A 26,469-nucleotide genomic window follows, 5' to 3' on the forward strand; every position below is an offset into this window, starting at 1 on the left:
TCCACTAATTTATCCGTTTGATCAACGTGTGGATTCCACAAAATCGAAAGATAAAGATCATTGCGATAAAGCTCCTGTGAGATCATCCGCTCGCGATATTTATCATCTAATTGCTTGGCAAATGCCGATCTAAAAGTTCCATCCGGATAAATCGTTTCACGCTTTCTGATAATATGGCTATAAAGCGCTATCCGTTCATCCGCTATGTTTTTAAACAGATTATTGAGCTGCTCGTGAAGCACATTCAGATCAATAATATCCGCTGTCTCAAAGTTAATCCCTTCAAGTTTAATAACGCTCATGAGAGCGCGTGAATCCAGCGCAATGATATGCTTGTTAACATGGCGCACGTAAGGAATGATCGCCTCTGGCAGCTTTTCACGTTTGCGCTCTGTTCTATTCATTATAATTCCTCATAATTACGAATTAATCGTAATGGAGAAATACTTCCCCCACCCCATAGACTAGAGTTTCTGGCAAAAATACTTGTCTTTTGCCATGTCAGAAGAATACGAAATTTGTTATGGTCATGCTTTAGGATTTCCTTGAATATGAAATGCAACATCACACCAAAGGTTAGAAGAAAAATATTGCCCGCCATAATGAACAATATCATCGTTCCTATCCCATTTAATCCCATAGCTTCAACCGTCACACCTGCAATCATGGCGGGACGCGTGCAAGCAAGAAATAACGTATCTTCTGTTAGCTTGTCGTGCTCTTTCATGGCTTTGAAAGGCAAAGTTTAATTGGACAACATTGATACAATTTGCGATGCACCCATAACAATGCCGATGCCAACACAAACAAAAAAAGCTTTACGCATTTCAACATAACCAGCAATCCAGGCAAGCCCGATACCAGCAACCGCAATGGTGGCAATTGATGTTGCAATTTTTCCTGTTAAAGCTGAGATTATTTTATCAAGAGCGCCTTCAATTTTTCCGAAGTCACCTGCAGCAAATGCTGGTTCACTCAGTGCGATGAAGGTAATAAACAACATCAATGCTGCTGTTAACCATTTCTTTTGTGTGTTGGATAGAATAGTTTTTTGTAAGGTATGTTCACAACTGAACGAATTATTCATGTTTTTCATGAAAATTTCCCCGCTTTATGTTTAAGTTGATAGAAAAATTAATATTCAAAATATTATTCAGGAATCATATAAATGAAAAAAATAAATTTTTCTATCGATAAATTAATAATATTTAATCTTTTATTATTTAATAAACAAAAAATATAGTAATATTCAAAATGATACTTTTAAAACATCTTCGAGCAGCGCCTAAATATATTGTATTAATTTGTATTACTATTTTAGGATACTTTTATTTAATTAAAAATAATGAACAACTTACTCAAAATTCTTTTTTAAAAGGATCAGAAAAGACAATAGAAAACTCCGTTCAAAATCCGAAGTCACAATTGATAGATTATGCAAACCAACAAGACGCAAGCCAACAAAATGTGGTATTGCATTCAGAACCAATCGCATCACAATTTTATGAAGAAAATGTGCCGGTCTATTCCGGTGCTATACAGGTCACAAGTGGTGTGACCTTTAAAATGATCACGCTCGTAGATGATGGATGGAGAAAAAAGATCATCCGTGATATCCGATTATATGGTGTGGAAAGCTGTGAAACACGACAATTTGCCTCACGCAACGGAGTTAAGTGGCCATGCGGTGCTTTTGTTACGGCGTGGCTTGTCTCAAAAACAATGGATAAAAAGGTTACTTGTCGGCAAGCACGTGTCATTCAACAGGTTCATTATGCACAATGTTTTGTTGACGGAGTTGATCTGGCACGTTTGGGGCTGGCAGAAGGGTTGATGGTGTTGACAAAAGATCAGCATCATTTTCCATCCCCCGCAGACTATAAAACTCTACAATCTGCTGCTCAAAAAGCACAAAACGGTTTATGGTCGAGCCAATTTCAACAACCAGAAGATTGGCGAAGAGATCACGGGAGCTACAATCCCATTGACCATTATTGATAAAGCGTCCTCTTAAGCGCTATTTAAAAATCAAGACAATATTCTACTGCAAATCTTATCAGAAAAAAGTTAATTATAATCCACGCAGTCCTTGGTGAATAACGTTCGTTATGGAAAATTGTTGTGTTTAAAGCTCGCTTACGCATATAGGTTGCTTACTACAGCGCTATGGGAGAGCGCGTTTTTCCCCCTAAACAAAATAGTCATTGTAACAAACATGAGTGTTCAGAAAAATATGAATAAATTCAAATCGATGACGTGACCTTTGGTCATGAAAAAAAGGCTTATAAAAATATAGAGAAAAGGTAAAGCTGAAAACACCTTGCCTTCAAAAACAATAAATGGCTTCAAATTAAACCAGAATTTTTAATGTAAGCTTTGCCTCATGTTGCCATGTTCATGAAACATGGGTTGCAATCTGAAAGAGAGTGTAGGGTTCTATGGAACTTTTAACCAAAATGAAGGGGATTTCTTTTCAGGCACTTGAAGAAGCTAAAGAAGCTATGAGGAAAAAAATGTGCTTTCTTTTATAATAAAAGAAAGCACATTGAGGGGGGATTTAGAGTGACAGTTTTACATATTTTACTCTGAAAAGCGGTCTTTTTTATCTTTTTTCCACAGAAAATAAGTTGCAAGTCCGAGTATGGGAACACTCAATTTGGCAAAAGGGAGATGTTGACTGAGAGCTGCAAGGCTGGAAACGGTCGCATCTGTCATGAGTTTATGGCGTTGTTCTTCTGTCTTTTTTTGTTGGTCATAGCGTTGATAAGTTTTGAGAATGCGACTGATAATAAGACCTAATCCCGCAAGAGAAAGACAAATTAAAAACATGATACTAGCAGCGGCAAGAGGCTGCATAACAGAACATAACGCAATAAAACCGATGGTACATAAAAAAAGCAAAGACATGAAGAATGAAATGCCAATAAACCCATAGAAAATTGCTTGGAGGCGTACTTGCTTGACTGTGCTTTTAAGCCCTCCACCGACAAGATGGTTTAAAAGAGGAGCGATAAACTTATGCATTGCTTAACGACGTAGTAATTGAGAAAGAATAAAACCAATCCCTGCGGCAAACAAAACGCTTTTGCCAGGATTTTTGCGAACGCATTGATTCATGGTTTGTTCAAGATCACTGATTTTGTCTTTTGCTTGAGACATCATGTCTTCACCACTTTCTTTCGCTGAGTGATATAGTTTTTCTGCTTTGTCTTTGGCGGCGTTGAATTTGTTTGCACCAAGATCTGTTAGGGTTGAGGTAATCCCTGAAATTTCAGTGCGTAACTTTTCTAATTGTCCTTGTAGGTCTTTTTGTTGGTCTTTTTCTACGGCTGATTTATCGTGCTGTGTTGTTTTATTATGGGCCATGGTATTTTTCCCTCTTGATTCATTATATTTGTATTGGTGTGTTCATAGTGATCATTTGCATTGGAGTGAAAATTTTCACTGCTTGAGTAACGCCAAAAGCTTTTTTTGGTTCCTTTCATTTTGTCGAATTTAAAACTGTTTTTGATAAAATAAATCTTTCCTATACGATATGCTCTGTCTGTAAAGGGTCGCATTTGTTGAAAATTGTCTTATGCTTTTGCAAGAATTTAGCACCATTCTTCAGTTTCTCATGGCACAGTTTTTATAAAAGTTTTTAAAAAGCGTGTTGAGGTTTATTTTTTAGGCTTGTGACAGGTCAAAAACATGGTTATTGTGAGTTTGCGGCAGAAGTACTGTCATTTTTATGCTTTTGAAGCAAAGAAAAAGAAAATAATATTGCGGCTCTTTGCTCTCTATGTATTTGGGGGCAACACGCGCTCCCCATGATACTTTTGGTTAGTTTAAGATATTGCAATAGTTCTTTTTTTAAAAAAAGGTATATTTTTATTTGGATAGAAGGTACTTTAGTGCACTGGTTGTTAGAGATGTGCGTATCCTTTTCTTCAAGAGTTTTATGATATTTTTGCTGCTTGTTTCATGTAAGAAAATATTTTGTTGGATTTAAAAGAGCCGCTGAAATGAGAAAAGCTTTGCGATATGAGAGATTTATTTAACAGGAACGATGATAAATTATTCTTATAAATGAAAATATTATATGCGATACTTCTTGTAAGTTTATCATTTTGCCTAATTTATGCAATAAATTGATTGGGTAAGATAAACTTGTTGAATTGTTAGAGAAAAATTTCTTGAGTGATTTCTTTAGAATTAAGAGAGAGCTTGTGGAATAAAACTATACTTGATTTATCAAGTTTTCTTTCTTAAGAGGAATACACAAGTGACGTTAAAAGGGTCGTGGCATTTTGGAACAGTGATGCTATGCGGGGTGACGACCCAGCTCATAAATAAAGATAAGAGCACAAGAATGTGAGATAAAAATGGAATCTGAAACAGTACCTTTAGATAATATGTCTGCTGTAGTGACAACGCATGATTTTTCTCCTCTTTCTATGTTTATGGCTGCTGATTGGGTGGTGAAAGCGGTTATCATTATTTTGTTACTTGCTTCACTTGTGTCTTGGACAATTGCTTTTGTGAAAATTGTTGAGATCACTTTGGTAAAACGAAGAGTACGTCATGAACTTCAATTGGTTCTAAATGCTCAGACTCTTACGCGTTTGGCAGCTAGCTTGAAAGAAAGCAAAGGGGCTGGTGTATTTTTTCTCAAAGAAGTCCTTAAAGAGGTGTATCTTTCTGCACAACAGGTTCATTTTTCTGCTCCTGAAGGGATAAACGAAAGCTCTGGTGAAAAAACCAGTACAGGGGAAAGGGCACAAACGATTGAAGATATTCTCTTTTATGAGGAGAGCAATCAATATGAAGATGTTTCCCGCGATGTTCGCGATGCTAGGGTTCGCGATGTTCATGAAGGTTTAAAAGAAAGGGTTCATTCACTTTTGTCACGCTGCTTGCTGGCTGCTACACGCCGTGTTGCATGTGGAAGTGCTGTTCTTGCAACTATTGGCGCAATTGCTCCTTTTGTTGGTCTTTTTGCAACTGTTTGGGGAATTATGAACTCTTTTATTGGGATTGCTCAGTCTCAAACAACGCGACTTGATGTGGTGGCGCCTGGAATTGCTGAAGCTTTATTCGCAACGGCTGTTGGGCTTTTTGTGGCTATTCCCGCCGTTGTTATGTATAATAGCCTTATGCGTGCTTTGAGTGGTTATCGCAGTGATTTAGGCGATATCGCTGCTGCTCTTGAAAGGCTCTTGAGCCGTGAACTTGATAGACAAAGACAACAGAAAAGTCATAAAAAATGAAAGCAAGCCTTAATAATGATTGGGATATAGACGAGAGTGGGTTGCAAAGTGAAATCAATGTGACCCCTTTTATTGATGTTGTATTGGTGTTGCTTATTGTTTTTATGGTTGCAGCGCCTTTGGCAACGTCTGTCATTTCCGTTCAGCTTCCTTCTATAACTCAAGCACCTTCAGTGGTTCAGTCTGATGAACCTCTTTATGTTACGTTGCAAAAAGATCGTTCTCTTTACATTGGTGATCATCTTGTAGAACAAGCAGCTTTGAGAGAAGCTTTGTTGAGGGAAACTACGCAAAATTTAGAGGCAAAAATTTTAATCAAAGCGGATAGCGAAATTGATTATGGTACTGTCATCGATTTATTAAATCAAATACGCATGGCTGGATATAATAAAATCGGTCTTGTAGGATTGCAAAACTCTACCAATCTTGTCTCAAGAGGTGGGATCAATAATAAAACAACAGGGGTAGCGGATGCTGCTGTCGATGGAGCGGGTGGTAACGTTGTGGGGCGTGTGGATGCCGTAACAACGAGCCATGCGGGAAACGCTAATATTCCAGCCGATGTTTCTGATTAGTGATAAAAAAACAGCCTTTGTTGCAGGAAGCAAAGCATATTACTCAAAGTCATGGAGTGAAATTGATGAGGGTTCCGTGGATTTATTAAACCAAATACGTATGGGTTTGATATTATGCAGGGGGTTCATATATTGAATCGGTTTTTTTAGGATTAAGCTCTACTCATCTTGCCGCAAGAGGTGCGATCAAGAAAACAGCAGAGGCGATTGTTGTGTATCTTAATACATCTTAAAGCCTTTTTTGCGGCGGTGTTCATAAATGGTATAACGGTAAAGCCCCCGTAGCATAATAAAAAACCTATCAAACATCACCATCTTTATGCTTAACAAAAGAGCAAGCGAGCACCATTATCGTATTTATATTTTTTTCCCAATGTTGTGATAGTGCTATTTATTGTAGGTATTTTTTCAGTTTTTATCTGCATGCTAGCCACGTTTGGAATGTGAGAAACATGCTTTTGATTGATTTAATATAAATAGGCTTGCCATGAAACAATCTTACAGTATTGAGATTTCTCATTTAAGTTGCAAGACAATTCATTATTATTATAAATCAATATGATGTACAGATTGTCGACATTACCAGCGGTGTGTGAGCTCTCAATGTTTAATGCCAATGTTTTTGTTATGGGGGAGGGGTATCTGGTGATAATGAAGTTTTGTATAGCGCACGAGACGTAATTGAGAGATGCTTGTTTAGAGGTGAGTTTAGTGCAAAAACTTTGAAAGCAAATGCGCATTCCCTCTGCAATTTAAAAGCTCAAAGAATTTCCAGTGAAAGAGTGGTTGGAATAAGTATGTGTTATTTTGAGAGTAGCGATTTTTCAGAGCTTCTTAAGTGTGTCCCGTTGAACCAAAACCTCCTGTTCCACGGCTCTCGTTATGGCTTTGGGTATTTTGCTCTGGTTCAATGGTGCAAACATTAACTTGGGATACGGGGGCGATGATTGTTTGGGCAATGCGCATGCCCCGTTGGATGGAAAAGTCTTCTTGGCCTAAATTGATAAGAAGGACTTTGACTTCACCACGGTAGTCACTATCAATTGTTCCTGGAGTGTTGAGGCATGTGATGCCGTGTTTTAAGGCTAAGCCAGAGCGTGGACGTATTTGTGCTTCAAACCCAAGTGATAAATGAAAAATGAGACCTGTTGGAATAAGTGCCCGCTGCCCAGGGGCAAGAACAAGCGTTTCTTCTTCTCCAATTGCTGCCCGTAGATCAAGACCCGCAGAACCCTCTGTCGCGTAGCAAGGAAGTTCTAAACCTTGTCCGTGTGCAAGACGCTGAACAAATAAAGTCTGGGCATGTGAAGATTGAGAAGAGACAGGATGATTGTTTAGAGGGGCGTTGGTTTCAGTGTGCGACATGATTGAGGCATTTCCAAAATATGAGGTCTAGAAGAAAATGATACTTTAACAAAAGATATCTATAAAACCAAGTCGATAAAGGTGTGTGGATATAGGTTGTCCCCAGAGCTTGCTTATCATCTCTTACTGACTTAAAATATTCCACAACACCACCTAACATCATCAATGGCATTTTTCAATAATGGCATCATCAATGATGGCTTATGCCTAGGGGCATGCGCTTATTTGAGATCTAAATTATGGTTACAGATAAGATTTTTTAGATACTACCGATAAGAATACCCGTCGCAAAAACCAGAGTTCCCCCAATGATAACCTGTAAAGAGGCGCGCCAAAAGGGAGTGGACATGTATTTGTTCTGAATCCAGACGATGGCGCCGAGTTCGAAAAAAACAATGATAAAAGCAATAATTGTCGCTACATAAAAAGAGTTGATCAAATAGGGAAGAGTATGGCCTAGTCCTCCTAATGTTGTCATAATGCCGCTGGCAAGACCTCTTTTTAATGGCGAACCACGCCCTGATAATTTTCCGTCATCATGGGCTGCTTCTGTGAAACCCATTGAAAGTCCCGCACCAATTGAAGCTGAGAGCCCTATCAAAAAAGTTTGATGCGTGTCTCCCGTGGCAAAAGCTGCGGCAAAAATGGGGGCAAGGGTGGAGACAGAGCCATCCATTAATCCTGCAAGACCTGGTTGAATCCAAGTCAAAAGTGTTTGTCTTTGCGTTTTCGAAGGTTTTTTTATGGTGTGATTTGCCGCTGTTGTTTTTTGGGAGGGATGGCGGCTCTTGCCTTTCACAAGAGAAGTTCTGTCACATAATGAACCGATAGTGTTTGCACGATTATGGCAAGAAAGGCACAAAAGTTGCTTATAATTTTTAAGCTCTTGAAGCCCCATGGCGGTAAAAACCGCGGCTTCCTTAGAGGAATAAGGTTCTAGAGCTTTTGCATATTTTAAATAGAGCGCCGCATGTTGCTCTTTTATTTTGAGCACTTTAAGTATCACGTTTTGTGCTGAACGAAAGGACAGAGCTTTACGTTGTACAAATGAAAAAAACGATCTCAACATTTTCTGTTCCTCTGCACTTTAGAATAATTCTAAAACATAAGAAAAATAAACCGAAAGTCAATCTAAAAGTTAAAAACTGACAAATTACAAAAAGGTTGCACTGAGAAAGTACAAGGAGATTTATCAAATGGAGACGAAAGGGGCGCATGAAAGAAATAATTGCGTGAAAAAATTTAAGAGATAATGTGCTTTATTTTGCTAAAGGGATGTTTGAATGGAGCATTTTAATGTATTGATGCTCGAGAATATAGGAAAGGAATAAGCTAGCACCATCATTCATTTGATGCGTTCAAAAGACTGTAATAGCTCTTGGAATTTGAAATGATTCTTTAAAAAGAGACCTTTTTCAAGGGACAAAAGCCCATTTCGCGAGGGGGCCCCGTGAAGAGTATAGAAGGGTAGAGCCGCAAAATTTCCATGAAATAATATAAACTCCATTGAGTCTTCTTAATCTTTACGCTTCATAAAAGAGCAAGCTGGCATCATCATACACTTTAGCTCCCAATGTTGCGACAGTCTTTAGTACGGTTCATTATAGGTATGGCATTTTATTGTACAGTTTTACGCCAATCATCCTGCTTGTGGAGGTGTAAGACAGTATTCTTATGATATTTACGCGCATTGAGCGTTGTTACAGCTTTTGCATTTAGGTGGATTTGATGTAACGAATTATCTTTTGTGCTGTAATTGCAGGGGCAGGTTTAAGGGTGGGAGTGCATAAATGAAAGAGATATTATCATATCAAATTGTTTGATCACGCATAAGAATTTATGCTTTATGAAGGGGCATTTATCGCCTTGTAACTTGCCTGATATCTTGTATGAAAGCCCAAAATTCAGTAGGATTCCTCTCACTTCAAAACTTCTTATATTGAAGCAATTCAAATCATTTTCTTGTGTATCACAAGGAGGGGTGTGGGTGCTGTGTTTTATTTAAAGTATGGGATGAGTTGAAATGTGAGAAGTGCATAATCTCTACGCGTTAACAAACGTTTTTGATGTTTTTAAAAAAGAGCGAAATTGTGCAGAAAAAAGGGAGCATATATGGAAAATAGTGATGGTTTGAAATTTTGGCGGCTTTCTGAAAAACTAACAATACTGCAGGCAGCGCTTTTAATAGTTGGATTAAATCCAGGAAAGTATTTGTTTGTCAACAAATTAGAACCAGAAAAAAGTGATATTTACGAAGATAACCTTTCCGTATCATCAGAGAAAACTGCTAATTTCCGTGCAGCCTATCATGCTATCGTTCAAGCGGGAAAAAGCAATCGATTAGAGATAGAATGGTCGTACTATAATTTTTCGGATTTTATAGATGCAGATTCCTCATATGTTCGCGTTGATGATTTAAAAGAATGGCTTTCATCGCGTGGTCTGTACCCTCCATTTTTTTTCCCTGAGGATGATTCTGCTGAGACTAAGGACCAAAAATATGCGTTTCAAGATCCAACGCATCCACGTTATGCTCCAAAGCTTGCTGCTATTGTTGCGGCATGGGAAGCGGTGAGTGAGGTTGAGGGTGGTAAAACTGTTAAAGGAACGCTTGCAAAATGGTTGCAACAGAATGCTGATCAATATGATTTACACAATAAGAAAAATGGTAAGTTAAAAAAGGATGTTATTGAGGAATTAGCAGCTGTTGCGAATTGGGAACCTACCGGAGGGGCGCCTAAGACACCTGCCAGCTCTCTTTTATCAAAAGAAAAAAAATAAAAAGATCACTAAAATTGTGCTGTTTTTTTTGATAATTCTGAAGATAATCTCTTTTTCTGGGGGAGATTTTTACTTTTCTTCCCTAGATTATAAGTAATTGTTTTTCAATGAAAATAATTTTTATAGTGTTCCTCTGACTGTTCAGGCGGGGAAAAATAGACATTTTGGGGCAGTAAAATTTACCCTGTAGTTTTCGTAACTTACCTCTCTATTTTTGTTTGATTTTTTTGGGCATTTTAAAATCCAAATCAATTAAAATGGAGTGCAACATGATAAAAATACTTTCTTTTTTTACGGTGCGTGGAAGTGCAAAAAATTCTCAAGTCAATGCACCGATAAATGCACCAATATTGGAGCAGCCTGTTGCGGATGAGGTGGTACATAAATCGTTTAGAGTAGGTGTATTGTCGTGTTGGTTAAAATTTGAACTTATCCTTGTTATGGAAAAGGTCAAAGCTGAGCGTCATGTGCGCTCTCCATAAAGAAATCTTGCTATCTATAGACCCAGTGAGAGTTTTTCTTAAGAAATTTGCACAATAGTAAAACTAGTTAGCAAAACCTGTTCTTTGGCACAACAAAAAGGATGTCATAAATGATTATTTCATCATAAATATGCTTTAAGAATAACCCGTGCGTGGCGAAAGTCTATGGCATAGTCGCTATAGATTTTTGCTCCGTGTGTGATGATCAATACTCTTGTTTATCTCTTGTCAATGCAAGTGCCCATGAAAGTGATGGGTGTCTATTGCTCCATTGTGATGCTTGGTTGTTCATGTTTAGAAACGATAAGTGTATTGAACGCGATAGGGCTGATAGAAAGGAAAACGTATCCTGTAAAAATAGGTGTGTCTTTAAAATAAAGCTGATAAACGAAATTATTTTTTTATCTACCTTTTGTATAATGAGAAAAAGGTATTCAAAGCGCAAGCATAAGCAATTCAGCAGTAAATCCCAAAATAGCTTAACATAGATCGTTTCTAGGAGAAGAGGAAAAAGTCTATCTGCAAAAGCTATGTTAGGTCATGTGACCGGTGAAATAATGCGGTTAGGGCAATAACCAATTGTTTTTGGTGAAGAGATAGAAATCGGTTGGGTGTTGATTTCTGGTTTATTAGAGAATTTTCTTTGTTATTTCGTAAAATACGATCGTTTGAGGTGTGGTCATATAAAGCGAAGCTTTTTTTTCAATCTTGGAAAGATATTCCCATTGCGGAAAATCATATAAAGTTTAAGAAACGGCAGCACGATTTTTTGTGCAATGAAATGATAAGTATGTACAATATATCGGTAATCTTCATGGGAAACTTTACCGGATCAACAGTACGGATATTGTTTTCTGCTTATCCCAAATCACAGATATTTCAAAACAACAACGGTGGAGGAGGGATATTGGATATGTTCTAGGGAAGTTTGCAAAAATGGCTAAAAAGTTTTCAAAAAAATACCAAAAATGACGAAAGGAGCGGTTTCCCACTCCTTCGTTCCTATCTCCCCTTGCGGGGAAGCGGCCACCATTACTGATGCCGTGTATGGTGATATAGATACACTTATTTTTCTCAAAAGTCAATACTGTAAATGCGGTAAATATTTGAGCATCAGAGCTACAACTTTATGAAAATCTTCGCAGGATAACCTTGGAACGGTACGTGAGCAACTTAAACGACTTACAGAAACTGTTGTGACATAATTGCAGATAATCCATGCTTTTTTATTCTCTATAGGAGATTGTATTGGATACGCAGCGGGATTATTGGGTTGTGATTTCGTTGAAAAAGGTAAAACTGTCACATTTCCATATAATTTTGCATTCTTAGAAAGCACTAAAACAGGCCGCTTTTTCCAAAATTCAGGGAGTATCGAATCATGAGGAAAATCGCACCAAAAAACTTGCCTGATGCGTGGGGCCGATTTGATTCGTGGTTTTATATGAGGTGGTTTTTCGTAAGGAGCATTTAAATCCCTTTCTTTTATATGCTCGCGCCATGCATTATGATCATGTTCCATCATAACACATGGTTCTTCAAGTTTGGTTATATCTAAGGAAATAGGTGATAGGGTAGAAGGCTTTGTGTTCTTATCTTCAGCCATAGCAGACCATTTATATTTATTGGTCCCCTCACTTATTATTTTACGGCTTTTCTATCACGAGTTTTTATCAAAATGTTGCTTATAAGTACAGAGAGGTGAAACCATAAAGTGGATGTATCTGCTCATTTTTGTCTTTTGAGTACAACGCTAGAGGAGGGATGTTGGTGACTCGTTGGTGTTGGTGGGTTGGTTTGGCGGTGGGTGGTTTTGGGTGGGGATTGGTGACTGGAGGGTTGTTGGTGGAAAGCGATTGGAGAGAACGAGTGCACGCGGTTTCGTTTCTATTTTATGGTTAGAGTTTTTTATGGACTGAAAGGAGCCCTTTTGAAGTAATATAGAGGCTTATAAGGGAGAAAAATAGGCTTGAGACGACATTCCAACCGGCAAATGAAAGAAAAAGAAAGCGTGCGGATGCTTCAGAACAAGAAGGAGGATGAATGTTGTTTAGTTGGTTAAGCAACTGGTTAATGTCTGAGGTTTTTCTCACTGCGCTTAAACCACAACTGAGGGGAGCTGTCCAAAAGCCATATTCAACACCCGCATGATAAACGGCTAAAACAAGGCTGATGCACATTAAGACAAAAACACACAAAAATAAAAGTTGTATCCAAGCAGTTGTGCGAAAAAAACATGCTCCAAAACCTGCTAAGAGCAAAAATGGTATGGCACCATAATAGGGAAAACGCTCTATGAGACATAAATCGCAAGGAAGATATCCTCCGAAATGTTCAAAACCAAGGGCAATCCCTATTGTGGCAGACAAGCAAAAAGCGAGAAAAAAAGCCCATAAACTTTGTTCTTTTCTGCTGGGTTCAAGATGAAGGTGCTTGTGTAAAAGCGGGTGAGAAGACAAAACGCATGCCATTAAGTCTGTTCCTTATAAAAGCTTCTTGTTTAAAAAAGCTATGAAAATCCCATAAATTAAAAGGAGGCTAACACAACCAATGAGAACAATCCATTTAAAATGCTGTACTAGAAAATTCATTGCTTTTTGCCCAAAATGTTTAATCAGCCACGCGAGAAGATAAAAACGAGCGCCTCTGGAAAAAGTACAAATAAGAATGAAAAATTCAAGACGCACACTCATAACACCGGCCAAAATTGTGACAATCTTGATGGGGGGAAGATGAAAAAAACCTGATGTTATCAGTAAAATGATTAGAAATTGCAGGGTTGCACTATTTTTCAGAGATTCAAAACTTTCAACCTTACCATAAATTTCTAAAATGGGTTTGGCAAGGGTATCATAGGCAAAATGTCCGATAAACCAACCGGCAATGCCTCCTAATACAGAACAGATCGTCGCAATCAAAGCATAACGATAAACCCGCTTTTGATGGATAAGAAGCATCGGAATATATAAAACATCTATGGGAATTGGAAAAACAGAACTTTCAATAAAGGCAATGAAACCAAGCCAGTGTGGTGCTGTACGCCGATTTGCTAAAGAAATCGTCCAAAGCTTTAATTTGTTTAATATCATGAGGCTTTTTATAAATTTAAGAGGTAAACACTTTACAAATGAGATTGCTATAAATCCGATAGAGAAATCCAATAAAGAAAGTATTTCATAAAATAGATAAGAAAATGATATGAATTCTTAAAAAATGAGAAGTCTTCTGTTGACGAATCTGTTCTTCTTCATATAGTGCAAAGGAATAATCGACAAGTCTGTCTTTTATAGTCCTGTCTTTTATAGCAGTGTGCGGGTGTGGTGGAACTGGTAGACGCGCCAGACTCAAAATCTGGTTCCGAGAGGAGTGTCGGTTCGAGTCCGACCACCCGCACCACTTCATAAATATTTTCCTTTATCCTGTTATGGCGCATCACGTTGTTTTATAGACCGTATTCAATGTTTTGCATGTTGAATGAAAAACTCGAATACCGTAGGATTCTTTCATTTCAAGTTTGTTTATAGTAATTCAACAAAAATCATGTCGCTCGTACGTTACAAGCTAGATGAGCTTGCGTGGAGTGAAATTTTACAAAAAATGAATAAAAATGCCTCTTATGCCGTTTCAAGGGCTTTAACAGCTTACTTGTAATCTATTTATATCTTTTTAATAATATACATTATGGATAGATTTATTGGGATAGGTAAGGTCTCTCAAGTTTTGGGTGTTTCGATTAGCACTTTGCGCCGTTGGGAAGGTGAAGGCAAAATTATTTCTAAGCATACGGCAGGAGGACACCGTCGTTATGACCTATCCAAGCTTAGACCTGAGCTTTTTCATTCGAGAGAACTGTCACAAAGAAAAACCATTGCTTATGCGCGTGTATCGAGCCATGATCAAAAAGACGATTTAGAGCGACAAAAACAGGTTCTTGAGCTTTATTGCGCAAGCCAAGGTTGGACTTATGAACTCATCTCTGATTTAGGGGGCAGGGATGAATTATCGTAAAAAGGGACTTAAACGTTTATTGGATGCTCTCATTGAAAATGAGATAGGTCGTTTGGTGATTACGCATAAAGATCGTTTATTGTGCTTTGGTGCAGAATTAGTCTTCGCCATTTGTGAAGCCAAACAAGTTGAGGTTGTCATTCTTAATCAGGGGGAAGAAAGCAGTTTTGAAGAGGATTTAGCCAAAGATGTTTTAGAAATTATTACTGTCTTTAGTGCTCGTCTTTATGGAAGTCGTTCGAGAAAAAATCAAAGGTTATTAGAGAATGTTCGTCAAGCTGTAGAGGCATCGCAATGATTGTTGCTCACAAAATAGCTCTAGACTTAAACAATAAACAACGAAGCTACATGGCTCGAGCCAGTGGTTGCGCGCGCTTTGCTTATAATTGGGCACTGAAGGAATGGCAGCAGCAATATGAAGCATGGAAGAAAGATAATAATTTACCAAAGCCTAATGACTATGCGCTACGTAGACAATTCAATTCTCTAAAACGAGAACAATTTCCATGGATGATGGAAGTTACTAAAAATGCTCCACAAATGGCAATTATTCAATTGGGTGTGGCTTTTAAGAATTTCTTTTCAGGGAGAAGCCGATATCCCACTTTTAGAAAGAAAGGAGTGCACGATCGTTTTACTTTGACCAATGATCAAATACAGTTGCAAGGTTTCAAGATAAGAATTCCCAAGCTTGGTTGGGTTCGTCTGCGAGAACAATTGCGATTTCAAGGAAAGATCTTGTCAGCAACCATTAGCCGTAAAGCGGATCGGTAGTTTGTAAGTCTTAGCGTTGAAACAGATAATCAAGAGTCACTGAGCGAGAACCAAGCTATTGTTGGTCTTGATTTGGGCATCAATGCACTTGCAACGCTTTCGACAGGAGAAACCATAGGAGGCGTTAAACCTTATAAGGCTTTGCTAAATCGTTTACGGCGCTTATCACGAAGGCTAAGCCGTAAGCAAAAAGGCTCGAGCAATCGTTATAAGGAGAAACAAAAACTCGCTAAGCTTCATGCACGGATAAGTAATATCAGAACAGATCATTTGCATAAGGTTACAACAGATTTAATTCAGCGTTTTGGTACATTTTGTCTGGAAGATCTTCATGTAAAAGGTTTGCTGAAAAATAAGCATTTATCGCGTGCCCTTGCAGATCAAAGTTTTTTCGAGTTTCGCCGTCAATTGGAATATAAGGCCGAACGCTATGGTCGACAGATTGTTATTGCAGATCGTTGGTATGCGAGCAGTAAGATCTGCCATCATTGCGGATGTAAGATTGAACAATTGCCTCTTACCATACGTGAGTGGAGATGTTCTCATTGTGGTACACACCATGATCGAGACATTAATGCCGCGATTAATTTAAAAAACTTGGCGGTGAGTTCCACCGTATCAGCCTGTGGAGAGGAAGGCTCTGGCCAACGTCTTGTGACTTTGGTGAAACCAGCCTCAAAGAAGCAGGAAATCAACATTATATTTAATCAGAAATGATCACATTTACATAAGTTTGATAGAACGGCATCATTGGAGGTAAAGTGTATGATGGATGGTGCCAGCTTGCACTTTTATTGAAGTGTAGAGATGGTGCTCTATAGATTTTATATTCTTGTGGGTGCTGTCGCAAAATGGGCTTGAGGGTTTTGAGAGATGTTTCTTTAAAACACGCATGTGAATTGGCAACCCAAGTATCTTGAATTTGAGTGTGTTTGGTTTGAAGCGCTGCCGTATGATATGAAGGGTGTGATCGCCAAAAAGATATGTGAGAAACAAAAACATGGGGTAATGTGTAATTTCCTCTCTTTAAAAGACAGGAGCAGAGGCTTAAAAGATTATGCTTTAGAGGCTTTTGAAAGTCGTAAAGCAGAGGGAAATGGTAAGATTGGAAATTGGTTTTTACTTTGAAAACTTCATGTGCTCCCTAAATGAAGCTGTCTCCCCGTTACAGAAATTACATAAACAGAGAACCGCAATATCCTCTTTCCACTCTGGCATACAATAGCGGTAAAATACTGTTGTTTGAAGTGTGGTAATATAGGGCATACTTCCTTGAAACGTTACAGTATTTTTTCGGTGTGTGTTGGATATTTTTCAGTGTGTTTGTCTTGCTGTAGGTTTAAGGGCATTCCATGAGGAGCCCAGAGAAGCCCGCCCAAATCCCCCAAGAGTTCCCAAGGGTTTTTGTGCTTTTATAAACGGACATGGTGTTTAAAAATGGGTTTTTAGAATCTTTATCCTTTAAGAGCGGGGAGGCAAGTCAACATTATTTTATAAAACTGCAATTGATGCACAATATCCATATTTATTTTAAAGAAATATCTCTTAAATAACGGCTCTCATTTATTTTACGATGGCGCCCAATGGTATGATGGTAAAGCTTTTATATTCCCAATGCACGACATGAAAGGCTGAGAGGATAGAAACTTGCTTTAAAAGAGGGAGATGCTTTATCGTTTCGTGACTATTTGTTTACAGTTTAGTACTGGTTTTTAGAATCTACGTCTTTTTAGGGGGAAAGGGGCATTAAAAAACCCCGTTTTTAACAGGGTTTTTTAATCGTTCAATTTTTCTACAAAACTTAGAATTTATAAGCGATACCAAAGCGAACATCATGCGTTTGAGAAGAGATTTTAAGGTTATCGTTTGCAAATTTCTTTTTAAAAAAATCTGAATAACGATATTCTGTACGCATAATAATATTATCTGTCATTGCAAGATCAAAACCACCACCAACAGTGTAACCAAACATTGTTTTTGTCTCATCTAACACATTGCCAGAAGCAAAAATTGTCGAATCTTCTTGCGATTTTGATAAAAGTGACATGATATATTGCATCTGTGTATAGGCTATACCCCCTGCAATATAAGGCATAAGACGATGGGAAGCAAAACCAATACGCGCGCGCGTGGCACCAGACCATTTTTCTTTCAGTGTTACACTGCTAACAACAATGTCACCATAGTTGGATATCGTTTCACCCTGAGCTGCAGATTTTATGATAGGAATCCCAGCGTCTTTAAAGGCAATGTTAATAGAGTCTAATTCATCTAGAATTTTCTTTCCATTGTCTGTTTGGGTGCTTTTCCTCCCAGACCAGACCATGTCGATATCAAAACCGAAAACAAGATCTCCCAGATCAATATTAGAACCTGCATACAAACCTGCTCTCAATCCTGATAGTTTAGGTGATAAATCTCTATCAATCCAAGCCCATTTTCCGTCCCTAGCTTCTTGTGCGTAATTTAGAGTATTTTTATTGGAAAAATATCCAATTTGTCCTCCAAAATAAAAACCAGACCAAGAAAAAGGCGCAGAAACAGTAACCGGTGAAATACGTGACGATGAAACATCTTGCAATGAAACCTTCGGTTCTGATTGCTTAAAGATTACCGTATCTGCTGCTTGCGCTGTTGAAGCGGTAATGAAGGTGAAAATAGATAGTGCAACTAAACATTTTGTTTTCATAAAAACGTCCCCAATTTATTTCAGATACAAATCGTATTATATACAAATTGGTTAAAAAAATCTATACTTAATATCATTATGAAAACTAAAACACTCAAAAACTCTATAATTATCCATATTTAAGCGTTCTTAAAACTTGTTTTCATGCTATTATCCCGCGTTTATATTGATTTTTCAGGATTTTTTATACTCTTTCAATGTTCTCTGTGTTTTAGAAAAAAATATAGTATAGTAAATAAGCTTTTTATTTATTTAAAAAACATTATTTTATACATATTAAAACACTTTTTGTTATTAAATGTATTATCCATTATGATTGACATCAATGTGCTTACATATTCAATTGATCGTAAAAAATGCATATTGGCACCATCATATTCGTTGCTCGTTTCTGATATTGCGTAGCTTTGTATTGCGGTAGCCTTTTGAGCACTTGAGGGGATGAGGGACTTTATTTCTTTTTTATCTATATGCCACTTTTGCTTGTGATAATCCAAGCGAATAGTTTTGATTGATTGAATGGAATACGAAGAATAAGAAGGAGTAAAGTGCGAGAATCTCAAGTTTCATGAAGTTTCTTATGCGCCATGTAAAACGGATAAACTCTCTGTTCTGTTCGCTTAAAGCCGGAACGTGGATGAGAGTCTAAAAACTGAATGTCTTTGGCGATTTTAAAGAGATTAGCGCGTGCATTCAGGTTTTTGTGGAAATGGGTGAGGGTGCCATAATGGGCAAATGCCTCCAATTTCTTGCGAGCTGTCAAGTATATCCCCGTCAGAGAGCTGATTGTTTCAGCAAAGAGCAAAACCTTTCAGTGCATTGAGTTTTTTCCAACAGCTGTTCCTCTATTGAGCACTCCCATCTTCACGCTTCATAAAAGAGACATTTCTCAATGTTCCTAAACCCATTTCACGACAGCGATTGTAAATGGTATAATGATAAATCTATTGAGCACCTCTTTTACGCTTCATAAAGGAGTACGCCGGTACCATTACTATATTTGCCAGTTCGTGGGGTGTTGTGACAGTCCTCTCCACAATGTTGTGACAGGCCCCTTTGTCCGTTGTGACAGTCCTTGGCACTTGAGGTGGTTCATTAGAGGTGTTTTTGTCCTTATCGGATACAATTTCTATTCACACATTCATTGCGTTTGTGATGTGTAAGTCAGTGATTTTGATTGATGCAACATGGGACCGATTTAAAATGAGAAAATCTTACGGTATTTAGGATTCTCATTCAATATGGATAACGCTAGATTATCATTATAAATAAACACATTATCTCATTGAGATAAGAGTTATCTACCCAATGTTATCAATAATGATAACATTGTAAAGCGTCGATGAATTCATTAATCTTTTTATACTTCGATTGAAATTATGTCTATTAATACCGATTTTTTTGAGCTAATTCTGTTTGGCTGATAGCTAATAGATTTTCAAAATCAAGACGCGAAGCTAGAATGAAAAACACCTTAAGGTCATATCCATTTAAATCACTTTCTGTCAATATAGCCATTGGGTGTTGAGCCATGATTATCCATGCCTTTCCAAAACCGTTGTGCCTTTTAAGTACAATATAAGCGACAAAACCACCCATAGCATAAATGCGGATCAGAGCCTAAAATGAACGCTGTGGGTAATTGTTATCGGTCATCATCGGGGTGTTTACACCCCGATCTTTTGACAAAAAGATTTGTTTTAAGATGTTTGCATCTTTTTTAGTGGGTTGTTTATTGGGGAGCAATCATCTTTTTGGGATTAACTAATCGGTCATAATCCTCTACAAAAACGCCTGCTTTTAATGCTTCGGTGCGCAAAGTTGTATCATTTTTATGTGCTGCTTTGGCAATTTCAGCAGCTTTTTCGTAGCCAATTTCTGGTGCAAGAGCTGTGACTAACATGAGTGAGCGCTCCATGAGCGAGTGAATATGAACACGATTGGCCCGTAATCCTTGAATGCAATGCATATCAAAAGAACGCATGCAATCACCAAGAAGGGTAATTGATTGTAAAACGTTATAGCCAATAACAGGTTTATAAACGTTGAGTTCAAAATGTCCTTGGCTTGCGGCAAAGGTTACGCTGGTGTGATTACCAAAAACTTGGCATGCAACCATGGTTAAGGCTTCACATTGCGTGGGGTTAACTTTGCCGGGCATAATAGAAGATCCGGGTTCATTTTCAGGAAGACTGAGTTCCCCTAAACCAGAACGTGGACCAGAGCCTAAAAACCGAATGTCATTGGCAATTTTAAACAGATCAGCAGCGAGAGCATTCAAGCTTCCGTGGAAATGCGCAAGGGCGCCATGATGGGCAAGTGCTTCAAATTTATTGCTGGCAGTTTGGAATGTTATTCTTGTGAGAGTGCTCACTGTTTGCGCAAAAGCAACGTCAAAACCTTTTGGCGCATTCAGCCCTGTGCCAACAGCCGTACCACCTTGAGCAAGCGTTTGGACATCGGTTAGAGCATTTTCAATGCGTTGAAGATTGGCTTCTAATGCGGCACGATAGCCTGAAAATTCTTGCCCTAAGGTTAAAGGGGTTGCATCTTGGGTATGGGTGCGGCCGATTTTAATGATATCTGCAAATTCTTGCTCTTTTTGTTTTAATGTCGCAATAAGAGCTTCAAGGATTGGCAATAAGTGTTGGCGTGTTTGCAACGTGGTGGCAATGTGAAGCGCCGTGGGAAAGGAATCGTTCGATGATTGGCTCATATTGACATGGTCATTGGGATGAACTGGTTTTTTGCTTCCAAGTTTTCCTCCCAAAATCTTACTAGCACGATTAGCAATGACTTCATTGACATTCATATTGCTTTGTGTGCCAGAACCTGTTTGCCAGACGGATAGTGGGAAATGTGTATCAAAATCGCCAGCAAGCACTTCATCAGCGGCGGCAATAATTGCTTTTCCAATATTTTCTGGTAGTTTTCCTTTGTCCATATTTACAATCGCTGCTGCTTTTTTGACAAGGACTAAAGCATAGATGATGGCAAGAGGCTGCTTTTCACTGCCAATATTAAAATTATGCAGAGAACGTTCAGTTTGTGCGCCCCAATAACGATCTTGACGTACCGAAATCGTTCCAAAGCTATCCGTTTCCTGACGTGTTTCAACCATGATAAGATCCTTTTTTGTTCACGGGTTCTCAAAAAAGATAGATAACGCGAAAGTGCAATAAGAGGCAAGACTTTGAAGCTTCATTTAGAGAAATTATTTTTATGGCTATTCTTGACATTGAGAGATGCCGATTTTATATCTAACACATGCTAGCACTCGTAGTTTGAGAGTGCTAGCAAGAACTTTTAAGATTAATGCAATTATGTTCAGTTTTAAGGATTTAAAACATGGCTAATATACAATTCCGCCCACTTCACGACCGTGTCGTTGTCCGTCGGGTTGAATCTGAAAATAAAACGGCTGGTGGGATTATCATCCCTGATACAGCAAAAGAAAAACCCCAAGAAGGCGAAGTGATTGCTGTTGGCAATGGCGCTCTCGATGATAACGGAAAGCGCGTGCCTTTAGAAGTCAAAACAGGAGACCGTATTTTGTTTGGAAAATGGTCTGGAACTGAAGTCAAGATTAATGGGGAAGACCTCCTCATTATGAAAGAATCTGACATTATGGGAATTATGGGCTAATTGAAGCGCTTAATTTTTCATTGTGTACTATTTTGAGAAAACTCCAAGGAGAAATTAAATGGCTGCTAAAGAAGTCAAATTTGGCCGTGAAGCGCGTGAGCGTTTGTTGCGCGGTGTCGACATCCTTGCTAATGCTGTTAAGGTGACACTCGGCCCTAAAGGTCGCAATGTGGTGATTGATAAATCATTCGGTGCGCCTCGCATCACAAAAGATGGTGTATCCGTTGCAAAGGAAATCGAACTGGAAGATAAGTTCGAAAATATGGGTGCACAAATGTTGCGCGAAGTTGCTTCTAAAACCAATGATATCGCTGGTGATGGAACAACAACAGCAACTGTTTTAGGACAAGCTATTGTGCAAGAAGGTGTTAAAGCTGTTGCTGCGGGCATGAACCCAATGGATCTTAAACGTGGGATTGATGCTGCTGTTGAAGAAGTGGTGGCAAACCTCTTCAAAAAAGCAAAAAAAATCCAAACTTCAGCAGAAATTGCACAGGTGGGAACAATTTCCGCTAATGGCGCTGCTGAAATCGGTAAAATGATCGCTGATGCTATGGAAAAAGTGGGCAATGAAGGCGTCATTACCGTTGAAGAAGCTAAAACTGCTGAAACAGAATTAGAAGTCGTTGAAGGAATGCAATTTGACCGTGGGTATCTTTCCCCTTATTTTGTCACAAATGCTGAGAAAATGGTCGCTGATCTTGATGATCCTTACATTCTCATTCACGAAAAGAAATTGTCTAATTTGCAATCTCTTCTTCCTGTGCTTGAAGCTGTTGTTCAGTCTGGAAAACCACTTCTCATTATCGCTGAAGATGTGGAAGGTGAAGCTTTGGCAACGCTCGTTGTCAACAAATTGCGTGGTGGTTTGAAAATTGCTGCTGTAAAAGCTCCTGGATTTGGTGACCGTCGTAAAGCAATGTTAGAGGATATCGCTATCTTGACATCCGGACAGGTTATTTCTGAAGATGTGGGCATTAAACTTGAAAATGTCACTTTGGATATGCTTGGACGTGCAAAGAAAGTGAATATTTCTAAAGAAAACACCACCATTATTGATGGTGCTGGACAAAAGGCTGAAATTACTGCTCGCGTCAATCAAATCAAGGCTCAGATTGAAGAAACAACTTCTGACTATGACCGTGAAAAATTGCAAGAAAGACTTGCTAAACTCGCTGGTGGTGTTGCTGTTATCCGTGTGGGTGGTGCAACAGAAGTTGAAGTGAAAGAAAAGAAAGACCGTGTTGATGATGCTTTGAATGCAACACGTGCTGCTGTTGAAGAAGGTATTGTTGCTGGTGGTGGTACCGCATTGTTGCGTGCAGCAAATGCGTTGACCGTTAAGGGAAGTAATCCTGACCAAGAAGCTGGTATTAGTATCGTTCGTCGTGCTCTACAAGCACCAGCGCGCCAGATTGCAAGCAATGCTGGTGAAGAAGCTGCTATTATTGTGGGAAAAGTGCTGGAAAATAATGCTGACACTTATGGTTACAATACCGCAACTGGTGAATTCGGTGATTTGATTGCTTTGGGAATTGTTGATCCTGTGAAAGTTGTGCGTTCTGCTCTTCAGAATGCGGCTTCAATTGCGAGCCTTCTGATCACAACAGAAGCAATGGTTGCTGAAGTTCCAAAGAAAGATACACCAATGCCTCCGATGCCTGCTGGCGGAATGGGTGGAATGGGCGGAATGGATTTCTAAGCTCTTTTCCATAGAAATAATAAAGAAACGGGTCTTCTGGGCCCGTTTTTTTATGCTTTTTCACGTTTCATACAGTTTTTCCTTTTATGACAGTTTCTTTATCTTATAGGATTGTTCTATTCTCCACTGGTTGATCTACCGTTATTGTGAATGAATCTCATTCTCGGTTCTTGGCTTTTTCTCTTGTTTTTATGAAATGTTTCTATTGTGCGGGGATCGTGGTTTCCTTTGAAAATATTGTGCTAATAAAAATATAACTCTTTGATTTATAATCATTTATTCCTAATACAGTTCTGTTTTTTCATTTCAGGTTTATGCATGCCCCGTTAAAAAATCCTGTGTTTGTGCTTCATAGGGTGAGAGGTCACTACGGTTTTTATGAACCAACGTAATCATTAAAAGTCAGTAGTTAAGAAGAGTCAGTAGTTAAGAGTTAGTACCTATTGAGCGTTGGAAAGACAGAGTTGAAAAGAGCATGATGGGGCTGGTTTGTTTTTTTATGAATAAGATGCTGGTATTTCAAGCTTTTGTATGAAAAAAATAAGGGTTTGCTCTGTTAAAGGGCTTTTATATACTGGGACAAGCATTTTTCTGTTTGGGTAGTTTTGGGAATGAGGAGACTGCTCCATTTGAGAAGCTTAAAGATAAAAGCTAATTTTTCGCCTTGCTCTCATCTTTTTTCGGTAAGCTCATCACCTAGAGCCAAACCCATGTTGTTATACTCAAGTTCTGTTTGTTGCCTATATTGTGACAGAAAATTCTTAAGTGGGGAGCAATTTTTGAGCTAAGGGGACCATGATAGGTAGCCGAAAAAATCATGACGAGACAATAGGCGCGCTTGTGTTAGAATTTTTAATGCTTCTGATGATAAAGGCACGCGAAACTCTGTTGTAGCCTCATGCTTTCTTTTCATATTTTCGAGCCAAGGATTTTCCATATATTCTCTTCAACTTGACCTTTATGCATAGGACATAAGGGCATTGAGAGGGTGGGAATTGGGGGGCATTGAGAGGCAGAGAGGAGCCAGCTTGCTTTTTTATTAAACGTAAAGATAAGAGGTTTTATGTAAGGCTCCCATTACATTACTTGTTTATGCGCTTCTTTAAAAGAAATATTTTGTAATACAAAATTCTTGGCTATGCTATTTATGAAGAGTATAAAATCATTTGGATATCAATAGATTATTAAAAAAATGTATGTTGGTATGATCCTTTTCTTATGTTACCAAAGTTGCTGACTTACGCGTTGGTTAAAAATCTCTCTTCATACCCCTAAATTCATTTCATGAAAGTGTTTGTGAAGAGCAGGATGTTTGTGAGGCGTGTAAAAAATTCTCGTGAGACGTGAAAAAATCATCAATAAAATCTCCATGTTTTCAAAAAATAACGAATGGCTTTTTATCTTTTTAAAAGATTTAACACGTCTCACGTTTTTTATTTATTTTAGAGCTGAATATTCGATTTTTGTGTAAAAATACTTCCCAGCACATCTATGATCCGTGAAAAATCAAGTGCTAATAAGAAAATGATGAATATAATCCACTTCGTATAGCGTGACATCATTTTTACACTTTTATACGTTGTGATGATTTCTTGTAGGATTTCTTTTTCCTTTTCTGTAAGCTCTGTTTGTTTTTCTGTTTTTTTTCTAGCCATGTTTCCACCCACACAAGCCTTCCCCTTGTTTGTTATGCTTTAAAATATCTCTTGCGAGATTTGAACTGATGATATTGAGATCTTTTTTGTCTAAATAAATGGGCATCCAACCAACGCAAGAAAAAGGCTTATTGATTGTTTTTATCGCGCAACCAGTGAGTAAGAGAAGCGCGTACATCAGCATCACTTTTTTGATTAATTTCATTTTCCACCTCTAGCCGTGTTGTTGATGACTTTAGCGTTTTTTCTATTTGCTTTTGTTGTTCAACTTTCTTTCCAAGAGTGAAAGCTTTTGCTAAAGCGATAAAAAAAGCGGTCAGAGCCGCTCCTGTTATCATCAGATTTTTTTTCAACCACCACATCATAAGCTCTGCTCCCGAAACCGTTTTGCCACAAAGAAAATGCCAACGCAGGCGGCTAAAACCATAATGGTTGCTAATGCCCATTGGATGGGACCATTGCCTGCCAATAAGCCCCCAAGTCCAGAAAAAGAACCAATAATCGGTGTAAGCGCTTCTGCTTTGAAAAATCCCATTGGAGCTTGCGTTTCTACAGTTTGGTAGTTGGGAGAAACATAAGCCCCTTTTGCCCATAATCCCGATTCTGCTGCACGACGGTGCACTAAACCGTGAAGACGTTTTCCTCCTGCTTTAGTCCACTTTTGTAACTCAGCAGGGACGGCTTCATATTCGCCATTATTGAGTTTTTTGAGCAGGGTCGAATTACAAAAAGCCGATGTTCCTATATTATAGCAAAACGATACGAGCGCGGCGAATTGTTCATCCGTTAAAGAAACCGTCACATGTTTTTCAACGGTATTTTCAAATTGTCTTAAATCTTGAGAAAGAACTTCTTCTGCTTGTTTTTCAGTAATGATCATGCCCTTGTGAACGAACGGTTTGCCAGCCGTGCTGGTATGACCATAGCCAATTGTCCACACCCCGATGGCATCTTTATGGGCATGTAAACGCAATCCTTCCCATTGTTTAATGAGTGCAAGCCCTGCTGCTGATATTTTTCTCATTTGCTTCTCCATAAAATAAAGCCTCACGGTAACGTGAGGCTGGTTGACAGATTAAAAATGAATTTTTTCACGCTTCAAAAACAGAAGAGATGTGAAACTTTTATGAAATCAAAAGGTTGGTTGTGACATCTTAGGGAATGGGGAATGGTTGGCCAAGTGGGGTAATGGTTGGTCAAGTGGAATAATGGTTGGGCTGGTGTTTTTGATGGAGCCTTCTTGGGGTGCGGGCAGCTGTTGGGTTGATGCACGATAAGTGTGGTCTATTGCGGTTGTTTGGTCGTATGGCATTGATGTGGGGGTGTTTGAGATACGAAGTGGATACTCTCAGAAAAACAAGACATATGCTTTTACTGAAGACGAAAGCATTAAATATTTTATGTATCAAACGTTTTGCTTATCCAAAGAGTCTCATTGTTACACAGAGCTTTGGGCTAACAAGAGCTGTGGAATTTTGATACAATTTTAAGAGGGGCTGGTTTTTATAGGACAATGGTGCTTTTTCTTTAAGAGGAAAGTTGTT

At 38.5% G+C, this 26,469-nt stretch carries 25 protein-coding genes, 1 tRNA gene and 5 pseudogenes; 12 read left to right on the plus strand and 19 right to left on the minus strand.

Going from position 1 to position 26,469, the window contains the following annotated elements; translation table 11 throughout:
- From ACFINU_RS04605 to ACFINU_RS04615, 3 genes and pseudogenes are all read right to left on the minus strand, one after another.
- Positions 1-404: pseudogene (locus tag ACFINU_RS04605) on the minus strand (transporter); the annotation flags it as partial.
- Entirely contained in the window at positions 404-727 is a 324-nt protein-coding gene (locus ACFINU_RS04610; RefSeq protein ID WP_375617900.1) for a type IV secretion system protein VirB3, read from the minus strand. The pseudogene ACFINU_RS04605 and the gene ACFINU_RS04610, both read right to left, overlap by 1 nt.
- A gap of 18 nt (positions 728-745) precedes the next feature.
- Complete coding sequence (locus ACFINU_RS04615; protein ID WP_375667386.1) at positions 746-1,096, minus strand: TrbC/VirB2 family protein; 351 nt, start codon at positions 1,094-1,096, stop codon at positions 746-748.
- A gap of 158 nt (positions 1,097-1,254) precedes the next feature.
- On the opposite strand from ACFINU_RS04615, the gene ACFINU_RS04620 reads away from it, so the two are divergent.
- A complete protein-coding gene (locus ACFINU_RS04620) occupies positions 1,255-1,998 on the plus strand; it encodes a nuclease (protein ID WP_375617901.1) in 744 nt (247 codons plus the stop codon).
- Between the two features lie 582 nt (positions 1,999-2,580).
- On the opposite strand, the gene ACFINU_RS04625 is transcribed toward ACFINU_RS04620, so the two are convergent.
- Complete coding sequence (locus ACFINU_RS04625) at positions 2,581-3,024, minus strand: hypothetical protein (protein WP_375667389.1); 444 nt, start codon at positions 3,022-3,024, stop codon at positions 2,581-2,583.
- A gap of 3 nt (positions 3,025-3,027) precedes the next feature.
- Positions 3,028-3,366, minus strand: coding sequence for a YqjD family protein (locus ACFINU_RS04630; protein WP_375633396.1), 339 nt, complete (start codon positions 3,364-3,366; stop codon positions 3,028-3,030).
- A gap of 998 nt (positions 3,367-4,364) precedes the next feature.
- Here ACFINU_RS04630 and ACFINU_RS04635 point away from each other — a divergent pair.
- Both ACFINU_RS04635 and ACFINU_RS04640 read left to right on the plus strand, forming a co-directional pair.
- Positions 4,365-5,249: a MotA/TolQ/ExbB proton channel family protein gene (locus tag ACFINU_RS04635; protein WP_375617904.1), complete on the plus strand. Its 885-nt coding sequence runs from the start codon at positions 4,365-4,367 to the stop codon at positions 5,247-5,249.
- The gene (locus ACFINU_RS04640; RefSeq protein ID WP_375617905.1) at positions 5,246-5,824 is read left to right on the plus strand and encodes a biopolymer transporter ExbD; all 579 of its coding nucleotides are present in this window, start codon (positions 5,246-5,248) and stop codon (positions 5,822-5,824) included. Before ACFINU_RS04635 ends, ACFINU_RS04640 begins: the two co-directional genes overlap by 4 nt.
- An 834-nt stretch (positions 5,825-6,658) precedes the next feature.
- On the opposite strand, the gene dut is transcribed toward ACFINU_RS04640, so the two are convergent.
- Both dut and ACFINU_RS04650 read right to left on the minus strand, forming a co-directional pair.
- Entirely contained in the window at positions 6,659-7,189 is a 531-nt protein-coding gene (dut, locus tag ACFINU_RS04645; RefSeq protein WP_375617906.1) for a dUTP diphosphatase, read from the minus strand.
- Between the two features lie 259 nt (positions 7,190-7,448).
- Entirely contained in the window at positions 7,449-8,258 is an 810-nt protein-coding gene (locus ACFINU_RS04650) for a hypothetical protein (protein WP_375617907.1), read from the minus strand.
- A gap of 1,043 nt (positions 8,259-9,301) precedes the next feature.
- Between ACFINU_RS04650 and ACFINU_RS04655 the strand changes: the two genes are divergently transcribed.
- Both ACFINU_RS04655 and ACFINU_RS04660 read left to right on the plus strand, forming a co-directional pair.
- Entirely contained in the window at positions 9,302-9,970 is a 669-nt protein-coding gene (locus ACFINU_RS04655; RefSeq protein WP_375617908.1) for a hypothetical protein, read from the plus strand.
- A gap of 269 nt (positions 9,971-10,239) precedes the next feature.
- Positions 10,240-10,452, plus strand: a complete 213-nt coding sequence (locus tag ACFINU_RS04660; protein WP_375617909.1) for a hypothetical protein — start codon at positions 10,240-10,242, stop codon at positions 10,450-10,452.
- A gap of 1,081 nt (positions 10,453-11,533) precedes the next feature.
- On the opposite strand, the gene ACFINU_RS04665 is transcribed toward ACFINU_RS04660, so the two are convergent.
- Positions 11,534-12,058: a type II toxin-antitoxin system PemK/MazF family toxin gene (locus tag ACFINU_RS04665; protein ID WP_375617910.1), complete on the minus strand. Its 525-nt coding sequence runs from the start codon at positions 12,056-12,058 to the stop codon at positions 11,534-11,536.
- 164 nt (positions 12,059-12,222) lie between these two features.
- Here ACFINU_RS04665 and ACFINU_RS04670 point away from each other — a divergent pair, with 164 nt between their 5' ends.
- On the plus strand, positions 12,223-12,354 hold the full coding sequence (locus tag ACFINU_RS04670) for a hypothetical protein (protein ID WP_375617911.1): 132 nt from the start codon (positions 12,223-12,225) through the stop codon (positions 12,352-12,354).
- Here ACFINU_RS04670 and ACFINU_RS04675 read toward each other — a convergent pair.
- On the minus strand, positions 12,351-12,923 hold the full coding sequence (locus tag ACFINU_RS04675) for a disulfide bond formation protein B (protein ID WP_375617912.1): 573 nt from the start codon (positions 12,921-12,923) through the stop codon (positions 12,351-12,353). The two genes, ACFINU_RS04670 and ACFINU_RS04675, sit on opposite strands and share 4 nt — an antisense overlap.
- Before the next feature lie 12 nt (positions 12,924-12,935).
- Positions 12,936-13,541, minus strand: coding sequence for a YqaA family protein (locus ACFINU_RS04680; RefSeq protein WP_375617913.1), 606 nt, complete (start codon positions 13,539-13,541; stop codon positions 12,936-12,938).
- 222 nt (positions 13,542-13,763) lie between these two features.
- Here ACFINU_RS04680 and ACFINU_RS04685 point away from each other — a divergent pair.
- From ACFINU_RS04685 to ACFINU_RS04700, 4 genes and pseudogenes are all read left to right on the plus strand, one after another.
- Positions 13,764-13,848 (plus strand) — tRNA-Leu (locus tag ACFINU_RS04685).
- A 285-nt stretch (positions 13,849-14,133) separates the two neighbouring features.
- A pseudogene (locus ACFINU_RS04690) lies at positions 14,134-14,758 on the plus strand (IS607 family transposase).
- Between the two features lie 50 nt (positions 14,759-14,808).
- Positions 14,809-15,234 carry an RNA-guided endonuclease InsQ/TnpB family protein gene (locus tag ACFINU_RS04695; RefSeq protein WP_375617914.1) on the plus strand — a complete coding sequence of 142 codons (426 nt, stop codon included), beginning with the start codon at positions 14,809-14,811 and terminating at the stop codon, positions 15,232-15,234.
- A 12-nt stretch (positions 15,235-15,246) separates the two neighbouring features.
- Positions 15,247-15,951, plus strand: a pseudogene (locus tag ACFINU_RS04700) (RNA-guided endonuclease InsQ/TnpB family protein); the annotation flags it as partial.
- Between the two features lie 1,084 nt (positions 15,952-17,035).
- Here the strand turns inward: ACFINU_RS04700 and ACFINU_RS04705 are convergent.
- From ACFINU_RS04705 to fumC (ACFINU_RS04720), 4 genes and pseudogenes are all read right to left on the minus strand, one after another.
- The gene (locus ACFINU_RS04705; RefSeq protein ID WP_375617915.1) at positions 17,036-17,923 is read right to left on the minus strand and encodes an outer membrane protein; all 888 of its coding nucleotides are present in this window, start codon (positions 17,921-17,923) and stop codon (positions 17,036-17,038) included.
- Between the two features lie 625 nt (positions 17,924-18,548).
- Positions 18,549-18,722 (minus strand): annotated as a pseudogene (fumC, locus tag ACFINU_RS04710) (class II fumarate hydratase); the annotation flags it as partial.
- 587 nt (positions 18,723-19,309) lie between these two features.
- Positions 19,310-19,456: a hypothetical protein gene (locus ACFINU_RS04715; RefSeq protein ID WP_375617916.1), complete on the minus strand. Its 147-nt coding sequence runs from the start codon at positions 19,454-19,456 to the stop codon at positions 19,310-19,312.
- 199 nt (positions 19,457-19,655) lie between these two features.
- Complete coding sequence (fumC, locus tag ACFINU_RS04720; RefSeq protein WP_375617917.1) at positions 19,656-21,044, minus strand: class II fumarate hydratase; 1,389 nt, start codon at positions 21,042-21,044, stop codon at positions 19,656-19,658.
- Between the two features lie 227 nt (positions 21,045-21,271).
- Here fumC (ACFINU_RS04720) and groES point away from each other — a divergent pair, with 227 nt between their 5' ends.
- On the plus strand, positions 21,272-21,568 hold the full coding sequence (gene groES / locus ACFINU_RS04725; RefSeq protein ID WP_005774667.1) for a co-chaperone GroES: 297 nt from the start codon (positions 21,272-21,274) through the stop codon (positions 21,566-21,568).
- A gap of 58 nt (positions 21,569-21,626) precedes the next feature.
- Positions 21,627-23,270: a chaperonin GroEL gene (groL, locus tag ACFINU_RS04730; RefSeq protein ID WP_375606493.1), complete on the plus strand. Its 1,644-nt coding sequence runs from the start codon at positions 21,627-21,629 to the stop codon at positions 23,268-23,270.
- 808 nt (positions 23,271-24,078) lie between these two features.
- Here the strand turns inward: groL and ACFINU_RS04735 are convergent.
- The 5 genes and pseudogenes from ACFINU_RS04735 to ACFINU_RS04755 all read right to left on the minus strand — a co-directional run.
- Positions 24,079-24,209: pseudogene (locus tag ACFINU_RS04735) on the minus strand (integrase); the annotation flags it as partial.
- A gap of 503 nt (positions 24,210-24,712) precedes the next feature.
- On the minus strand, positions 24,713-24,925 hold the full coding sequence (locus ACFINU_RS04740) for a hypothetical protein (RefSeq protein WP_375617918.1): 213 nt from the start codon (positions 24,923-24,925) through the stop codon (positions 24,713-24,715).
- Positions 24,918-25,130, minus strand: coding sequence for a hypothetical protein (locus ACFINU_RS04745; protein ID WP_375617919.1), 213 nt, complete (start codon positions 25,128-25,130; stop codon positions 24,918-24,920). Before ACFINU_RS04745 ends, ACFINU_RS04740 begins: the two co-directional genes overlap by 8 nt.
- On the minus strand, positions 25,054-25,290 hold the full coding sequence (locus ACFINU_RS04750) for a hypothetical protein (protein ID WP_375606489.1): 237 nt from the start codon (positions 25,288-25,290) through the stop codon (positions 25,054-25,056). The genes ACFINU_RS04745 and ACFINU_RS04750 overlap by 77 nt, the downstream gene beginning before the upstream one ends.
- Positions 25,287-25,949: a lysozyme gene (locus tag ACFINU_RS04755; RefSeq protein ID WP_375617920.1), complete on the minus strand. Its 663-nt coding sequence runs from the start codon at positions 25,947-25,949 to the stop codon at positions 25,287-25,289. Before ACFINU_RS04755 ends, ACFINU_RS04750 begins: the two co-directional genes overlap by 4 nt.
- Positions 25,950-26,469 lie beyond the last annotated feature (520 nt).

It is taken from the genome of Bartonella sp. AC130YNZD (assembly GCF_042196865.1).
In the GTDB taxonomy this organism is placed as follows: Bacteria; Pseudomonadota; Alphaproteobacteria; order Rhizobiales; family Rhizobiaceae; genus Bartonella.

Excerpts from the sequence above, each read along its gene's own strand:
- ACFINU_RS04635 (WP_375617904.1), top strand. The coding sequence starts at position 4,365 with ATGGAATCTGAAACAGTACCTTTAGATAATATGTCTGCTGTAGTGACA.
- ACFINU_RS04620 (WP_375617901.1), top strand. The coding sequence starts at position 1,255 with ATGATACTTTTAAAACATCTTCGAGCAGCGCCTAAATATATTGTATTA.
- ACFINU_RS04705 (WP_375617915.1), bottom strand. The coding sequence starts at position 17,923 with ATGAAAACAAAATGTTTAGTTGCACTATCTATTTTCACCTTCATTACC.
- ACFINU_RS04665 (WP_375617910.1), bottom strand. The coding sequence starts at position 12,058 with ATGGCTGAAGATAAGAACACAAAGCCTTCTACCCTATCACCTATTTCC.
- ACFINU_RS04745 (WP_375617919.1), bottom strand. The coding sequence starts at position 25,130 with ATGAAATTAATCAAAAAAGTGATGCTGATGTACGCGCTTCTCTTACTC.
- ACFINU_RS04695 (WP_375617914.1), top strand. The coding sequence starts at position 14,809 with ATGGCTCGAGCCAGTGGTTGCGCGCGCTTTGCTTATAATTGGGCACTG.
- ACFINU_RS04675 (WP_375617912.1), bottom strand. The coding sequence starts at position 12,923 with ATGGCATGCGTTTTGTCTTCTCACCCGCTTTTACACAAGCACCTTCAT.
- ACFINU_RS04755 (WP_375617920.1), bottom strand. The coding sequence starts at position 25,949 with ATGAGAAAAATATCAGCAGCAGGGCTTGCACTCATTAAACAATGGGAA.
- ACFINU_RS04615 (WP_375667386.1), bottom strand. The coding sequence starts at position 1,096 with ATGAAAAACATGAATAATTCGTTCAGTTGTGAACATACCTTACAAAAA.
- ACFINU_RS04655 (WP_375617908.1), top strand. The coding sequence starts at position 9,302 with ATGGAAAATAGTGATGGTTTGAAATTTTGGCGGCTTTCTGAAAAACTA.
- ACFINU_RS04640 (WP_375617905.1), top strand. The coding sequence starts at position 5,246 with ATGAAAGCAAGCCTTAATAATGATTGGGATATAGACGAGAGTGGGTTG.
- fumC (WP_375617917.1), bottom strand. The coding sequence starts at position 21,044 with ATGGTTGAAACACGTCAGGAAACGGATAGCTTTGGAACGATTTCGGTA.
- ACFINU_RS04750 (WP_375606489.1), bottom strand. The coding sequence starts at position 25,290 with ATGATGTGGTGGTTGAAAAAAAATCTGATGATAACAGGAGCGGCTCTG.
- ACFINU_RS04715 (WP_375617916.1), bottom strand. The coding sequence starts at position 19,456 with ATGGCTCAACACCCAATGGCTATATTGACAGAAAGTGATTTAAATGGA.
- groES (WP_005774667.1), top strand. The coding sequence starts at position 21,272 with ATGGCTAATATACAATTCCGCCCACTTCACGACCGTGTCGTTGTCCGT.
- dut (WP_375617906.1), bottom strand. The coding sequence starts at position 7,189 with ATGTCGCACACTGAAACCAACGCCCCTCTAAACAATCATCCTGTCTCT.
- ACFINU_RS04630 (WP_375633396.1), bottom strand. The coding sequence starts at position 3,366 with ATGGCCCATAATAAAACAACACAGCACGATAAATCAGCCGTAGAAAAA.
- ACFINU_RS04660 (WP_375617909.1), top strand. The coding sequence starts at position 10,240 with ATGATAAAAATACTTTCTTTTTTTACGGTGCGTGGAAGTGCAAAAAAT.
- ACFINU_RS04650 (WP_375617907.1), bottom strand. The coding sequence starts at position 8,258 with ATGTTGAGATCGTTTTTTTCATTTGTACAACGTAAAGCTCTGTCCTTT.
- ACFINU_RS04610 (WP_375617900.1), bottom strand. The coding sequence starts at position 727 with ATGAAAGAGCACGACAAGCTAACAGAAGATACGTTATTTCTTGCTTGC.
- ACFINU_RS04625 (WP_375667389.1), bottom strand. The coding sequence starts at position 3,024 with ATGCATAAGTTTATCGCTCCTCTTTTAAACCATCTTGTCGGTGGAGGG.
- ACFINU_RS04680 (WP_375617913.1), bottom strand. The coding sequence starts at position 13,541 with ATGATATTAAACAAATTAAAGCTTTGGACGATTTCTTTAGCAAATCGG.
- ACFINU_RS04740 (WP_375617918.1), bottom strand. The coding sequence starts at position 24,925 with ATGGCTAGAAAAAAAACAGAAAAACAAACAGAGCTTACAGAAAAGGAA.
- groL (WP_375606493.1), top strand. The coding sequence starts at position 21,627 with ATGGCTGCTAAAGAAGTCAAATTTGGCCGTGAAGCGCGTGAGCGTTTG.